General features: G+C 62.2%; 14 protein-coding genes. 10 read left to right on the top strand and 4 right to left on the bottom strand.

What is annotated here, in order from left to right; all coding sequences use genetic code 11:
- The first annotated feature begins 551 nt into the window (after window positions 1-551).
- Genes GRI89_RS10405 through GRI89_RS10395 form a run of 3 tightly spaced genes read left to right on the top strand, consistent with a single transcriptional unit; the run spans window position 552 to window position 4209 of the window.
- Window positions 552-1622 carry a glycoside hydrolase family 68 protein gene (locus GRI89_RS10405; RefSeq protein ID WP_159794885.1) on the top strand — a complete coding sequence of 357 codons (1071 nt, stop codon included), beginning with the start codon at window positions 552-554 and terminating at the stop codon, window positions 1620-1622.
- 1 nt (window position 1623) lies between these two features.
- On the top strand, window positions 1624-2517 hold the full coding sequence (locus GRI89_RS10400; protein WP_159794883.1) for an ROK family protein: 894 nt from the start codon (window positions 1624-1626) through the stop codon (window positions 2515-2517).
- A 27-nt stretch (window positions 2518-2544) separates the two neighbouring features.
- Window positions 2545-4209, top strand: a complete 1665-nt coding sequence (locus GRI89_RS10395; protein WP_235913190.1) for a tannase/feruloyl esterase family alpha/beta hydrolase — start codon at window positions 2545-2547, stop codon at window positions 4207-4209.
- 6 nt (window positions 4210-4215) lie between these two features.
- Here GRI89_RS10395 and GRI89_RS10390 read toward each other — a convergent pair whose 3' ends face one another.
- On the bottom strand, window positions 4216-5274 hold the full coding sequence (locus GRI89_RS10390; RefSeq protein ID WP_235913187.1) for an SGNH/GDSL hydrolase family protein: 1059 nt from the start codon (window positions 5272-5274) through the stop codon (window positions 4216-4218).
- A 419-nt stretch (window positions 5275-5693) separates the two neighbouring features.
- Here GRI89_RS10390 and GRI89_RS10385 point away from each other — a divergent pair, with 419 nt between their 5' ends.
- From GRI89_RS10385 to GRI89_RS10360, 6 genes are all read left to right on the top strand, one after another.
- Complete coding sequence (locus GRI89_RS10385) at window positions 5694-5855, top strand: hypothetical protein (RefSeq protein ID WP_159794877.1); 162 nt, start codon at window positions 5694-5696, stop codon at window positions 5853-5855.
- Window positions 5856-6181: 326 nt separating this feature from the next.
- The gene (locus GRI89_RS10380) at window positions 6182-6436 is read left to right on the top strand and encodes a hypothetical protein (RefSeq protein ID WP_159794875.1); all 255 of its coding nucleotides are present in this window, start codon (window positions 6182-6184) and stop codon (window positions 6434-6436) included.
- A gap of 49 nt (window positions 6437-6485) precedes the next feature.
- Window positions 6486-7961 (top strand): carotenoid oxygenase family protein, encoded by a 1476-nt coding sequence (locus GRI89_RS10375; RefSeq protein ID WP_159794873.1) that lies wholly within the window; start codon window positions 6486-6488, stop codon window positions 7959-7961.
- The gene (locus GRI89_RS10370) at window positions 7958-8563 is read left to right on the top strand and encodes a DUF3237 domain-containing protein (protein ID WP_159794963.1); all 606 of its coding nucleotides are present in this window, start codon (window positions 7958-7960) and stop codon (window positions 8561-8563) included. Before GRI89_RS10375 ends, GRI89_RS10370 begins: the two co-directional genes overlap by 4 nt.
- On the top strand, window positions 8563-9024 hold the full coding sequence (locus tag GRI89_RS10365) for a DUF3237 family protein (RefSeq protein ID WP_159794871.1): 462 nt from the start codon (window positions 8563-8565) through the stop codon (window positions 9022-9024). The genes GRI89_RS10370 and GRI89_RS10365 overlap by 1 nt, the downstream gene beginning before the upstream one ends.
- A 25-nt stretch (window positions 9025-9049) precedes the next feature.
- The gene (locus GRI89_RS10360) at window positions 9050-9967 is read left to right on the top strand and encodes a hypothetical protein (RefSeq protein ID WP_235913185.1); all 918 of its coding nucleotides are present in this window, start codon (window positions 9050-9052) and stop codon (window positions 9965-9967) included.
- Between the two features lie 216 nt (window positions 9968-10183).
- On the opposite strand, the gene GRI89_RS10355 is transcribed toward GRI89_RS10360, so the two are convergent.
- On the bottom strand, window positions 10184-12691 hold the full coding sequence (locus GRI89_RS10355; protein ID WP_159794869.1) for a TonB-dependent receptor: 2508 nt from the start codon (window positions 12689-12691) through the stop codon (window positions 10184-10186).
- Between the two features lie 167 nt (window positions 12692-12858).
- Here GRI89_RS10355 and GRI89_RS10350 point away from each other — a divergent pair, with 167 nt between their 5' ends.
- Entirely contained in the window at window positions 12859-13323 is a 465-nt protein-coding gene (locus GRI89_RS10350; RefSeq protein WP_159794867.1) for a MarR family winged helix-turn-helix transcriptional regulator, read from the top strand.
- Window positions 13324-13616: 293 nt separating this feature from the next.
- On the opposite strand, the gene GRI89_RS10345 is transcribed toward GRI89_RS10350, so the two are convergent.
- Window positions 13617-14390, bottom strand: coding sequence for a hypothetical protein (locus GRI89_RS10345; RefSeq protein ID WP_159794865.1), 774 nt, complete (start codon window positions 14388-14390; stop codon window positions 13617-13619).
- On the bottom strand, window positions 14390-14707 hold a 318-nt coding region (locus tag GRI89_RS10340), incomplete at its 5' end, for a DUF6152 family protein (protein ID WP_159794863.1). The genes GRI89_RS10340 and GRI89_RS10345, both read right to left, overlap by 1 nt.

The raw sequence follows: 14707 nt of genomic DNA, 5'->3' as shown, positions 1-14707 counted from the left end.
GGGACGTCCGTCAGCGGGGGCTCTGCTCCAGCGGCCTGCTGCGCCCGCATGGCGGGAAGCGAATTGGCATCGAGCGGGAGGCCTCCTCCCGAAAGCATTTGCCGTGCTGCCGCCCTAAGTTCGGGATCGAGGTAGGCGACCGGATCAAACGCTGACGGCTCTGCAGCAACGCTCAGGTCTGGAGCTGTTGCGATACCAGCCAATACCGTCGCGGTCGCCCGCATGAATTGCCGTCTGTGCATCTCGTCCGCATCTCCCTAGTGTTTTCATTCGACCACCCGCCATCTAGTGGAAGAAAGCGCGATAACACGCAATTGCAATCGATTGCAGTTGCTAGTTCGATTGACTAGGAAGTCGGACGCAACGAGCATTCGATAGGGGTGGAGTGAGATGCCGGACTGGCAGCGTGTAGAACGGCGAGGCAGCAGCGACCGGTCCGCAATGGTGGACCCAGTTCGTTGACGTCGGTCGCGCAAACGCGGCCGGGTGACGCGGAACGCGCCGGCTCCCAATTCTTCTGGACTGGCGAACACGTGCAGGGAATAGCGCAAATGCCACTCGCATCCGCTCCGCGGATCGAGGCCGGCGACATCACGCGCATTGCCGACGATCTCGACATCTGGGACGCATGGCCGATCCAGCGGCCCGACGGCATGCCCGCCGTGCTCCCCGACGGGAGTTCGCTGTGGATGGCTCTGGGTGCCCCGCGCGACCCTGACCCCGACAAGCGCCATGACAAGGCGCGAATACATTTGTTGCAGTTGCAGGATCGGGGCTGGCTCCATCTCGGCCCGGCTATGCCCGAAGGATTTTCACCCGGCAGCCGCGAATGGTCCGGTTCGGCGGTCCTCGTCGCGGAATCCGGCGAAGTGACGTTGTATTTCACTGCGACAGGTACGCGGGGCGAGGCGCAAGCGAGCTTTTTGCAGCGCATCTTTCGGGCCCGGGCGACGCTCGACCTTGTCCGGGGGCAGCCGCGCATCGACGGCTGGCACGATCTGCAGGAGATCGTCCGGCCCGACCCGGCCCACTACATGGCCAGCGATGCCGGCACCGGGGCAATCGGGACCATCAAAGCGTTTCGCGACCCGGCTTATTTCCTCGATCCTGCCGACGGCGCCAGTTACCTCTTCTTCGCAGCATCGGCTGCGCGATCGAAGTCCGATTTCAACGGGATCGTCGGGGCCGCAGTAGCCGAAGGCGAAGGTCTGGCCGAATGGCGCATCGTTCCACCCGTTATCAGCGCGGACGGTCTCAACAACGAGCTCGAGCGTCCGCACGCGGTCTGCCGTGACGGCCACTATTACCTGTTCTGGTCGACCCAGCGGCACGTCTTCGATGCCAGCGGACCGACAGGGCCGACCGGACTTTACGGCGTGGTTGGGGCTCGCTTGTCCGGGCCGTGGGAGCCGCTCAACGGTACGGGACTTGTGTTCGCCAATCCCAGCGTGGCACCGCGCCAAGCCTACAGCTGGCTTGTGCTTCCCAGCCTCGAAGTCATCAGTTTCGTCGACGACTGGCGTTCGCCTGATGGGCCACCTGATGTCCGCAGGTTCGGAGGAACCTTCGCGCCGGTCCTGCGCCTCGTGCTCGATGGCGCCAAAGCGGAGCTGGTGACCTGACATGCCCGAAGCAGCGCGCCTTGCCGGAATCGAGCTGGGCGGCACCAAAGCTATCGCGGTTCTTTCCGACGGCGATCGGATCATCGACCGTCACACGATACCGACGAGAGCGCCCGCAGAGACACTCGAAGCGCTGAACAAGTTTCTGCGCCGGTGGGACAACGATCGGCCTCTCGCCGGTATCGGGATCGCCAGTTTCGGCCCGATTGCGTTGGCATCAGGCAATGCGCGATTCGGGCATATCCTCGACACACCCAAGCCCGGCTGGAGCGGCGCGGGAGTCGGCCCGCTGCTCATGGAGGGCATTTACTGCCCCTTCCGCATCGACACCGATGTCAACGCTGCAGCGCTCGCCGAGTACCGGCTGGGCGCGGCGCGAGGCTGCGACAGTGTTTGTTACATTACCATCGGCACGGGAATAGGCGGTGGCCTGCTGGTCGGCGGCCAGCCCGTTCACGGGGCAATGCACCCTGAGCTCGGTCATCTCACCCTGCGCCGCGTGCGTGGCGACGACTTTGCCGGCAATTGCCGGTTCCACGGCGATTGCATCGAAGGGCTGGTCAGCGGCCCGGCGCTCGCCGCGCGCTTCGGCATGGCGGGCGAAGCGATCCCCGACGATGATCCGCGCTGGAGCGACGTGGCGGCGGATCTCGGCCAACTGGCCGCAACGATTCTCCTGACGACGTCCGCCGACAGGATCGTGCTTGGAGGCAGCGTGTCGCTGCAGCGTTCGTTCCTGTTGCCGATGCTCCGCGCCGAGGCCGTGCGTAGCGTCGGCGGATATTTGCCGTATGTCGATACGCGCACGGTTGACGGGATTATTGTCCTCGCCGCGCTTGCCGAACAGGCTGGGCCGATGGGGGCGATCGAGCTGGCGCGCATGGCGAGCAGCTAGGTACGGGAACGAGGTGGGGGAGAACAGATGCGGCGCTTTGAACGACTAGCCGAGAATTTGCCGGGTGCGGGAACAGCGAGAACAGCAAAGCGCTCTCTTGCGTTTTCGGCGGCGATCACGGCCCTAGCGATCGGTCTGGCGCCGACTTCCGCAAGGGACAGCAGCAAGGCGGCCGAGCGCTGCGCCGCGCTGCTTGGAATCTCTCGCGACGGAGTCCTGATCGAACGGGCTGAGCTCGTGCCGCCCGGCCCGACTCCGGCCCTGCCGGGCGCCAAACCGCGCGACCTGCCCGAGCATTGCCTGGTCCGGGGCGTCATCGACCGGCGCACTGGGGTTGGCGAGCGTGAATTCGGGATCGGCTTCGAACTGCGCCTGCCGACCGGATGGAACGGCCGCTTCATGTTCCAGGGCGGCGGGGGCCTCGATGGGCAGGTCATGCCTGCGGTCGGCAACTTGGCAAATTCGCCGGGCCTTCCGGCGCTGGCGCGCGGCTTTGCCGTCGCCTCGACGGACAGCGGGCATAGTGGACCGATCGTCGATGCCAGCTTCGGCGTCGACCAACAGGCGCGGATTGATTACGCCTACAACGCGCTCGACAAGGTGACCAACGAGTCCAAGCGAATCCTCGCTGAGTTCTATGGCAAGCCGGCGCACCGTTCGTATTTCGTCGGCTGCTCGAACGGCGGGCGTCAGGCGCTCATGGCCTCGCAGCGGTTACCGCTCGAATTCGATGGAGTGGTTGCCGGCGACCCGGCGATGGGCTTCTCGCGCCTCGCATTGGGCGAAGTGTGGAACATGCAGGTCGTTGCCCGCATCTCCCCGAAGGACGATGCGGGTCGCCCGATCTATTCCAGGGCGTTCACCGACGACGACCTCCAGCTAGTCCGCAAGGCCGTTCTCGCCAGGTGCGACGGTCTCGACGGACTGGCCGATGGGTTCATCAACGACTGGAAGTCATGCGGCTTTCATCCGCGCGAACTCACCTGCAGGTCAGGACAGTCGGAAGGTTGCCTCAGCGAAGCGAAGGTTTCGGTGCTGAACGACTTGTTCCAGGGACCGATGACCACCACCGGGCGCCATATTTACGGCCCGTACACGTATGACACGGGCATCGCCTCGTCGGCCTGGCGCGGCATGAAACTGGGAACCTCGGCGACGGGCGAGCCCAATTCGGCGGACTCGACTCTCGGTCTCGGCCAGTTCCGCTATCTGCAGCTCACCCCGGCGGACCCCGATTGGGATCCACTGCAACCCTACACGGTCGAAGACCTGCTTGAGCGTATCCGTTACCAGGGTGGGATAGGCGACGCCGACAACCCGCTGCTCTCGACTTTCGCGCGGAAGGGCAAGATGATCGTCTATAACGGTATGGCCGACCAGGGCATGTCGACGCCGGAAATCGTTCGGTGGTACCAGGCGATGATAGCCGCCACGGGCGAGCCGGGCCGCGAAGCGGTGCGCTTCTTCGGCGTGCCGGGAATGCTGCACTGTGGCGGCGGCGAGGCGACCGACAGGTTCGAGATGCTCGACGCGATCGTCGACTGGGTCGAGAAGGGCAGGCCACCGGACCAAATCGTTGCCACCAGCAGCAGCATGCCCGGTATTTCCCGCCCCCTCTGCCCCTGGCCGAAGGTCGCGCGCTACAGCGGCGGCGACACGAACAGTGCTGCCAGCTTCACTTGCGAGGAATGATCGCGCTCACTTGGTGGTGCGGAAAATGTCGAGGTCGATCGTGTCGGCCATGATCCGGTTGCCGTCGTCGTTGGGATGGACGTGGTCGCCGGGATCAAGGTCGGGACGAATGCGCAAGGGATCAGCCGGATCGCGGGTCGCCGCGTCGAAGTCGATCACCGCGTCGAAGCGACCGCTGGTGCGGATCCAGTCATTGACTGCCTGCCGCATAGCCTCGCCTTCCTGCGAATAGAACGGCAGTCCCTTGGTCGCCATCACAGTGCCGCCGGCAATCTTTATGCCATGCAGGTGCGCGCGGGTGATGAGCTGGTCGAGCCCGGCGATCAGTTCATCGGCGGTTGCCGCCTGATCCCTGGGAAAGCCAGGCATGATCGAGAAATTGATGTCGTTTATTGATTCCAACACGATGACCCATTTCACACCGGGTCGGCCGAGCACGTCGTCGGTGAAGCGTGCGAGAGCGGATTCGCCGGCTCCGGTTCGCAGGACCCGATTGCCCGAAATACCGGCGTTGACCACGCTCCAGTTCGAAAGCTCAGGGTCCTTCTGCAACCGTACTGCGAGCAATTCGGGCCAACTCATGTGTGCGCCGAAGGTCGTAGCGTAGCCTTCAGTGATCGAGTCCCCAAAGGCTACGATCGTGCCAGAATCGACATCAGGTGTCGGTACGCTCAGCCCACGCAACCAGAAATAGGAGCCTGCGACGGCGGCCTCGTCAAGACTCTCTGCCGAGGTTTGATTTCCGGCCGCGATGTAAGTCGGCATGAGGCCGATCTCATCGACGGTATTCGCCTGTACTTCGTCGGGAAGGTACACGGACACAGCCACTTCGGTCAGGGGCGGAGCGGCAAGCGGCACGGGGTCGCTGACCGCCCGGCTCCCTGGAAACAAGGTCAGGGACTCGCGTCCGCCGAAGGTTACGGTGCGATCGGTACTGGGAATGATAGAGCCGGCAGGTCCGGCGAGCGCTGCGTGAATAGCTGCGAACCTTATGGGCTCACCCCCCTGGACGTTGGCAAACTCTATCCTGAACTCCGGTCCGCCGGCGCCTGTGCGCACAATCATTCGGATGGTGTTGTCCTGGAAGGATTGTGGTCGTGCACGCCGTGGGTTCGGAGGCCGGGCGGCCGGTGTTCCGTTCGCCTGACTGTTGCTAGGCGCAGGAGGAGGTGAGGCGTCGGCGGGTGGCAGCGGCGGTGAGAGCAGGGGCAAGGCGGTGCCCCAACTTTCGATCCATTTTGTCGGGCCGGCCCCGTAAGCGGGAAGAGTGTTACACAGCAGCAATGCGGCAAAGACGGCAAACCGGCCCATATTCGTCTCCCTTCGTCGAGATTATCATCTCCGAGCTATTGTGCAATCGATTGCGCAACTTGGGCGGCCGCTGAGGTTTGCCTCGGTCCTCGCCAACGTCCGCAACGGTCCCGTAAGAGCAAATGCATCAGCTGGTAAGGAGTTGAGGGCAGGGCGGGGCGCTAACTCGCCCCATGAAACCCGATGGCCCGTTTCGCTACTTCAACACCTCGCGCGAGGCGATCACTACCGACGGCCTGGGCTCGTACAAGGTAGTAATGAGCGAGCTGTGCTGCGAGGAGAAGCAGGAGGTCGGACGTTCGGTCAACAACCGGATCGAGAACTCACACCGGTGAATCCGACGGTGAGAAAAGGGTTGCTCAGGTTCAAGTGACTGAAGTCGCTTCAGAAGTTCGCATCGCATTACGTCAACGTCCACAACCACTTCGATGCCGAACGCCAGCTGATCAATCGAGAGACCTACAAGACCGCCGCTCGGTCGCCTTGGCCAACTCGCAGTCGCTCTCCGCTAGAGGCTTGTCGAGATAGGGACGGTCTCTGCCAATCGGAGACAAATTGCGATTAGCCTGACAGCACCTCGCATGCCTTGTGCAAGCCCCTAGCGACCCAGTTGGAACAGCGTTAGGGTCTACCCAGGACGCTTTGGTTTGGGAGCTGGGGCATGACCGAAAATTTTCTCTGCAGTCGGCGCTTCCTGATGGCGGGCATGGCTGGAACCGCAAGCTTGTTGGGACTGCCGATCGGGGCGTTGGCAGTCGACCGGGTACCCGCGCTATCCGCTCGCGGTCCTCATTTTGCCTATTTCAACGACGCATTGCTGACTGACCCAACCGGACACCTGCCCGCCTATCGTAGACCCGCGGGCTATCGTGGTGCCCGCAGAGAATCGCAAATGGTGCCGGACGGATGGGGTTGAAGGCTGCCGGAGTCCTGAACACCTTCGATTGCAATGGGAGAGCGAGCAAATGGTACAGATTTTCGAGGGTACGCTGGACCAGGGCTTCTTCGCACCGCAGAGGTTCGAGTGCGAGATTGCCGATTGCGAGGTTTCCGGCACGATCCCAGCTGACATGGACGGGGTCTTCATGCGCGTCGGCGGCGAGTTCCTCTACTCGCCATTGCTGCCGAACGACGCGCCGCTGCATTCGGATGGCTACATTTCCAAGTTCCGCTTCAAGGGCGGGCGGGTATCCTACCAGGGCAAGTACGTGCGCACCCCGCGCTACGAGGCGAACCTCGCTGCGGGCCGCAACCTGTTCGGACTCTACCGCAATCCGTTTACCGACGATCCGGCGGCCAAGGGCGTCAACGGCACCGTCTCCAACACCGCGCCGATGGTCCACGCGGGCAAGCTGTTCACGCTCAAGGAAGACGCGCTGCCGATCGAGATCGACCCGGTCACGCTCGACACTATCGCCTTCCACGACTTCGGCGGTGGCTGGAAGAGCGAGACCTTCACCGCGCACCCCAAGTGGGACCCGCTGACCGGCGACATGTACGCGTTCGGCTATGAGGCGACCGGCCTCGCGAGCGACGACGTGTTCTTCTACCGCGTCGACAGATACGGCGAGGTCAAGCACGAGATTCGCATCAAGCAGCCCTACGTCTCGCTCATCCACGACTACGCGCTGACGCAGGAACACGTGATCATTCCGTTTGCCTGCTACTACACCGACATGGAGCAGCTGAAGGCGGGCAAGATCCACTGGCAGTGGGACCGCACCCGCCCGAGCATGATCGGCATCATGCGGCGAGATGGAGACGGCAGTGATCTCAGGTGGTTCAAGGGTCCCGAACGGTGTTTCATGCACGTGTTCAATGCCCAGAGCGACGGCAACAAGGTGACGTTGTTGGCGCCGTTCTACGACGGCAACTTCTTTCCATTCTTCCCGAATATCGACGGCAGCCCCTGGGACCCGAGCCGGGCGAAGGGCTTCGTGCGCCGCTATACTTTCGACCTGTCTTCGAAGGACGACTCCTGGCGTGAAGAGACTCTGTTCGACACCCCGATCGTCGATCTCGGCAAAGTCGACCACCGCTACACGACTTTGCCGCAACGTTATGCCTTCAGCACGTTCGCCGATCCGACCAAGCCGTTCGACCGTGAGCGGGGCGGGGAAGTCGGCCGCGCGCCGGTCAATTCCTACGCCAGGTTCGACCTCGAGGACGGAGTGATGAAGAGCTTCTTCGCAGGGGAAACGCACTCGTTGCAGGAACTGACCTTTGTCCCTCGGCGCGGGAGCAGCGAGGAGGGCGACGGCTACCTGATCGGAACCGCTTCCAACCTTGCGGAGATGCGGACCGAACTGATCGTCGTCGATGCGCGCAAGCTGGAGGAAGTCGCCAGGGTCTACCTGCCATTCCGCGCCTCGACCCAGGTGCACGGCTACTGGTGGAACGCCGAGGACCTTGCTCTTGGGGAAAGGGAGGCAGGGGCATGATCGATCGCAGGGGACTCATCAAGGGCGCGGCCGCGGGCGGCGTACTGGTAGCTGCCAGCGGCTCGGCGCGAGCGCAGGACGTGGTCGTGCAATCGCCCTCGGGCGGCCTGAAGGCGCGCTATGCCTTTTCGGTCAGCGTGTTTTTCAAGGAACGCGAGATGATCGATTCGCCCTTTCGCCGCGCCTTCGTGCCGGCCATAGGCGGGGAAATCTGGGGACCGCGGCTGTCGGGCATCGTCGTTCCCTATGGTGGTGCCGACTTCGGCGGAGGAGGCGGTCCGCTCGATGCCAACTATATGTTCCAGGCCGATGACGGCACACCAATTTACATCCGCAACCGCGGTTACATGAAGCGGAAAGGCCAGGACCCGGTCGAGCTGGTCAACCGCAAGGTAGGCCCGGTGAAGCCAGACGGCAGTTTCGAGCAGGATTTTGTCGCTCCGCCGGACTCGGAGGTTCCGCTGAGGATGCGAACCTCGCCATTCTTCGAGGCGGCATCGGACAGCGCCTACAACTGGATGAACTCGACGCTGTTCATCGGCCACGGCCTCAGGCGGACCGATCCCGACCGCACGGTCTTTACCTATTACGAGGTGTTGTGATGGGGCCGCGCGAATTCTCCGTCCCCGCCGATCACAACGCCGAATTCATCGGCGAGCTCGGCTTCGAGCCGGCTTTCTCGGTCACGATCAAGCACGACCCGGCAGTGGTCATCGGCGGGCCGAAGGGAGAGCGGATCTACCGCAAGGTCACCGGTGGTACCGTGAAGGGCAAGATCAACGGCACTTTCTATCCCGACGGCACCGGCGAATACTCGCTCGGGCGATCCGACGGGGTGATCGACATCAACGCGCACTTGCTGATGCGCGACGAGAACGGCGAGTGGATTTACCTCTACAACACCGGCTACCTGCGACCCGACGGATATTACCGGGTGACCAGTTGGGTAGACGCCGACGTGCGCGGCAAGCACGGCTGGGTGCTCGGCCTGTTCTTCATCGGTAGCGGCAAGCTCGCCGCTGACGGGCGCAGCACGACGATCGACTTTTACGAAGTGACCTGACGACAGGTCCGGGGGAGAGAGCAGGATGCAGATCACTGTGAAGCGAACGCTTGGCGCGCTGGCGCTGGCCGGGTGCACCACTGCGAGCGCGGCAGGGAGCTGCAACAAGGCCTGCCTCGAAGAGATCGCCGACCAATACCGCGCGGCTTACCTCGCACATGACCTCTCGAAGGCGCCGTTTGCCGCCCAAGTCCGCTACACCGAGAACAACGTCGAAATGCCGTTCCCCGACGGCACCTGGGACACGGTCACCGAGATGCCTGGACCGGTGCTGACGATTTCCGATCCGGTCACCGGGCAGGCAGCGATCTTCACGCCGATCCGCCAGCGCGCGGTACCTGGCTTCCTGACCGTGCGTTTCAAGGTAGTGGACGGCAAGATTACCGAGGCCGAGCACATCATCTCGACCGCGCGCAACCTGTCGAGTCCGCCGACGCCGATCGGCAAGATCGAAGACTTCGCCTACGATCCGACGGTCGACCGGGTCGAACCGCCGGCCAAGCGCCTTACGCGCGCCCAGCTCGCCGCGCACGCCAACGGCTACTTCGACACACTCCAGCATAACGATGGAGAAATCCGCGGCACCTGCTTCCATGAACATGCCACCCGTCGCGAGAACATGATGATGTTTGACGACATCAAGCAGGGCTTCGAATCGGGCCGCTACCTGTTCAACAACCGCGTTCGCCGCGATATCGTGCTGGTGGACGAGGCGCGCCAAATCGCGCTCGGGCGCGGGTTCATCGACCACAAGGGCGTGCTCGACACGTACAAGCTGACCGACGGGACGGAGACCAAGTCGATCTTCCAGGAACCTCAGAGCTGGGGCTTGCTCGAAGCTTTCAAGGTCACCGATGGCTGTATCGCCGCGGTCGTTGCGGGGTTTTACCAAGCACCATACTACACAATCTCACCTTGGACCGAAGAGGCGGCCGAAGAATAGCGCTCGGGAAGGGAATCTGCTCGTAATTCAATGTAATGCACGGCGTCGAGCGGCCGAGGGCTGGCGTGTCGGCGTTCGCCCGACGAGGACGACTAGCGGCCTTGGCCTGCTCAGTCGGCAACGGTCACGAAAAGGGTAACTAGCGAGCCAATTTCAGCTCGTGGCTCCCGATCCGTGACCGTCTAGCGCACTTCGAATCGCTTGTCCTCGTTTGACCTAGAAGTTCTTCTTGACCGTGATCGCCCATTCCCGCGGACGTGCCGGTGTGACGATCCGTCCGCCGTTATTCGCTCGCTGGTCAAACACCGAGTAGAAGTAATACTCGTCGGTGAGGTTTGTCACTTCCAGCGCAACCGAGAGGTCGTCCTCAACATTGCGCCAGGTGAGTCGGGCATTCACCGTCGTGAAACTTGGCAGGATCTGGACCATGCGGTTTGCGCCTGTGCCCTGGAAACCGGCAAAAGTTTCATCCTGATAAAAAACGTCGAAGCGCGGGGTCAAAGATCCCGCATTGCCCAGTTCGATCCTGTATTGAGCGCCGAACGATGCCTTCCAGGGCGGCATGCCGGTTCCCGGGTCGTCCAGCGTCGCACCCCCGGCCGGGTTAACCTCGGTATACTGGAAATCGAGATAACTGAGCGAGCCGTCGATTGTGAGACCATCGATCGGCTCTGCAAAAAGCTCGAGTTCCACGCCCTTGATGTCGGCACTGCCCAGGTTGATCCGGCAGGCCGAGGGCGTAGCATAGGCTGGCGGAACATTCGGGCACGGACTGGCGGTCGACTGAATGTCGGAATACTTGTTGAGGAAGGCCGACACATTGAACCGTACCCGCCGGTCGAACAGATCGGTCTTCATGCCGATCTCATACGCGGTCAACGATTCCGGCCCGAAGGGCAGCAGCTGGAAGGCGTTGAAGGGTCGCGGATTTGACCCACCGCCCTTAAAGCCGGTCGCAACCGAGGCATAAACGAGAACGGCATCGCTGAAGCGATAATCAAGTGCGACCCGGTAATCGACCTTGTCGCCCTTGTATGAGGCGACTCCGCCCGTCAGGGCGCGGACCACTTCGGCGGTGTTGCCGTTATGGTTGCAGTCAGCGGTGTCCGGTCCGTCGTAGCCTTCGCCGTAACAAACGCCGATGGGGTCGAGGAAGCCGTTGATCGTGCCATCCAAGTTGTAGCGATAGTAGTTCTGATCCTTGGACTCCTTGGTATAGCGGATGCCGGCATTGAGATTGAGATCAGGTAGGATTTCCCAGCCTATGTTCGCGAAGGCAGCTTTGGCGTCCGCATCAACCGTGTCTGGCTGGCGGAACTGCAGCGGATAGGGTGCCACGTAGCGCAGGTCCTGCGTTGAATCATAGACCGACGATTGTTCGAAGTAATATCCGCCGACTGTCACGAAGACGCTGTCGGCCAGTTGTGCGTTCAAGCGCAGTTCTTGGCTGAAGCTCCAGTTGGAAAGATTGTTGATGCCAAACCCCGTGCGAGCCGGAGAAAGATCGCCGTCGGCGAAAAACTGCGTGTCAAATTCGCGGTAACCGGTGATCGAGGTGAGCGTCAGCATGTCGCTCAGTTCGAGGTTGCCTTGCCCGGAAACACCCCAGCCGCGATAAGTCGTGCGATTGGAGCCGGAGGTCGCTTGCAAGATGGTGCCGCCAGCGCCGAACGGATCGCCCGGAATCACAGGAATGAACGGGCCACCAAAGGCGTTACCGTCGACCTGGAAGTTACAGAACCGGCCGCAGATGAAGCGGTCATCGAACGGCAGACCTGCAGGCGTCAGGATATTGGGGTTGGTCTTCTTTAGTGTGGCCTCCAGCACCTGACCGGCAACCGTATTGTTCTGGTCGGTGTAGTCGCCAATCAGGGTGAAGTCGAACGCACTTGTCGGTTCCCAGCGCAGGATTGCGCGCCCGGCCTCATAGTTGGTGCCGCCCAGTTTCGCGACACGGCAATTGTCAGTCGTGACGACCCGCGCTTCACCGCCAGCCGGGTTGATCTGCTCCGCGACGCCGTTGGCATTGATGAATGTGTCACCGCCACCAGCAGGATAGACGCAGCCGAAATCGAGCTGATCCACGTAGCCGTCCTGGCGCTTGGAAACGCCCGAAATACGCGCAAAGAGGTTTTGGGTTATGGGAAATTCGGCGGACGCTCGCAGCGAGATGCGATCGCGCGAACCATAGGAAGCTTCGACCATTCCCGACGTGCCGCCGTCGGGAAGGCGCGAGAACATCTTGACGGCGCCGCCGATCGAGTTGCGTCCGGATAGCGTCCCCTGTGGACCGCGCAAGATCTCGATCCGGTCGAGGTCAAGCGTGTCGAAGATCGCGCCAGTCAGCGACGGATAATAAACGTCGTCGATATAGATACCCACGCCCGGTTCGTAGGCTGGGTTGAAATCGTTCTGGCCGATGCCCCGGATCGATGCGGTGACTGATGGACCGAACGCCGCCGTCTGTGGGCGGATTTGAACGTTTGGAGCGCTGTCTGCAACGGTGGCGAGGTCGGTCTGGCTCTTCACTTCCAGAGTTGCAGCGTCAACCGCGGTGATCGCGATTGGCGTATCCTGTAGGCGCTGCTCACGAAACTGCGCCGTGACGATGATTTCGCCATCGCGGGGCTGCTCATTTTCTTCCTGTGCATGGACCGGCACGGCCACTGCTACGGTCAGCAAAGGCAGACCAGAAAATGACTTCCACGATACCCATTTGCTCATAGTTCCCCTCCCATTTGGCAACCATTATCCACCGATTGTGCGAACTTGTTCGACCGCCGGTGCAAACGGATGTCCTTCAATCAGCATCTGACAATGAGGCCGCAGTATTGACGAGTCAATAACTGGAGCTTGCATTTGCACGTTGGAGTCGGCACCGCTTTGCCGTTGTGATCCCCAAAGTCTGGCATCTGTTCGGAAAAGACCATCAGCCCTACAGGCTGCTCCTGCTTGCGCGGATGATTGACCGCGAAACGCAGAAGGCATTGGATAAACGATTCGGCCTATCGCTGGCCGAATGGCGGCTTCTGGCCATCGCGACCAGCATCGGACCCTGCACCGCCAGCGAGATCGGCCAGGCCGGAGAGATCGATCGCGCGGAAATCAGCCGGGCCCTGGTCAAGCTGGAACGTGCTGGTCTCATTTTTCGCAAGCAGGACCCAAATCACGGCAAGAAGCTCATCATCACGCCCACTCGGGAAGGATTGCGTCTTGCTAATAGAGTCAAGGCTGAGCGCAGGCGGTTCTTCGAAGCGATGATGAGCGGGATGACGCGTGAGGAGCGGAGTGAACTAGATAGGCAATTGCTGGTTATGGCCAATAACCTACTGAGCTCAAGCAATTCTGCCGGTTGAGAGGGCGGCCGACAAACGATAGATATCGGCTATGGCGGCTGCACACGCGCAGCTTGGGTATTCTGGCTGCTGTATGAGCAACTGCACCTTAGATTCTAAGGTTTGAGTGGTGCCACTGTCAGCCTCGCTGTTGCCGCTGAACAAGTTCCAGGATCGGCAGAGTCTGGTCAAAAAATTCAGCAAAATTCGGATCGACCAGATAGGGAAACTCGACCCCTGACCGGCCGGTTCAGTTGCTCCGACAACATCGTCCGACAGTGCCCATGCAGACAATGACGACAATCGTGCGGAAACTACTTCCCCGCAGGCTTCCCAGCCGCCTCCGGCGCATCCTTGCCCTGGTATTCGAGCGCGAAGGTCGGGTCGCAGTCGTAGGGGTAGATGTAGTCGCTGCCGCGAGTCCACTTAATGTAGCGGGCGCCGTGGTTTTCGAGCATTTCGGGGTCCTCGAACCACTGCGTCGCCTCGAGCGACTTGCCGTCGTCGGCGAGGCGGTAGCGTTCGACCATGTGCGCCTCGCTCGAATGGTCGAGACCGTTGTTGGTGATGGTCGAGGGGGCGAGGTGGGTGGTGTCGATGACCAGTTCGTCGCCCTCCCAGTGGCCGATCGAATCGCCCATCTTGGTGTGCGGCGCGGCGGCCGGCAGGTGGCCGCGGCCGTCGGTGTAGATCAGCCGGTACTGGTCGTAGTACTCGTACCGGAACACGATCAGGCCGGGAGCCTCGATGACCTGGAAGGGGAAGGGGCCCTGCACCGTGTACATGATCGACTGCGGCTGGCAGACGCGGGCGATGGTCATGTCGTCGGTCGGCTGCCAGTCCCTGGCACGATCGAGCGCCTTCTGTGTCAGCTTGAGCCCGCCGTAGACCCCGCGCGGGAATTCCGCCGCGCCGGTATCTTCCAGCACCACCGTATCGGGCGGCAGCTTGGCCTTCAGGTCGTCGGGCATCGGGTAGCCGCGGAACGGGGCATTCCAGTAGCCCGAGAGGTCGGGGTGGCCGGCGTCTTCGGCGAGCGCCGGGGCGGTAATGGCGATGGCGGCAAGCGCCGCGAGGGCAAGCCGCATCAGCTCTGGTCCTGCCGTCCGAACGGGGCGATTCCGATCGACTTGCCGTTGGCGTCGGTGACCGCCGAAACGCGCATGTAGGGCTTGCCGTCGCGCGAGGGCCAGCCGGTGAGGGTGACGGTCTCGCCCGGCTTGATGATGTCGCGCGTCCAGCCGCGGCGGACGAGGATCACCGGGGCATTGGTCTCCCCGCGCCAGTGCTCGACAGTTCCGTCGGGATTGGTCACGTCGAGCGCAATCGTGCCGTGCGGGTTGGTGAAGCGGAAGGCGGTGACCACGCCAGTGACCGTCACGCTCTTCTCGGGGTCGAAGAACAC

Source organism: Croceibacterium salegens (genome assembly GCF_009827435.1).
Classification (GTDB): Bacteria; Pseudomonadota; Alphaproteobacteria; order Sphingomonadales; family Sphingomonadaceae; genus Croceibacterium_B; species Croceibacterium_B salegens.
This window is presented reverse-complemented; position numbering and strand designations above follow the sequence as displayed.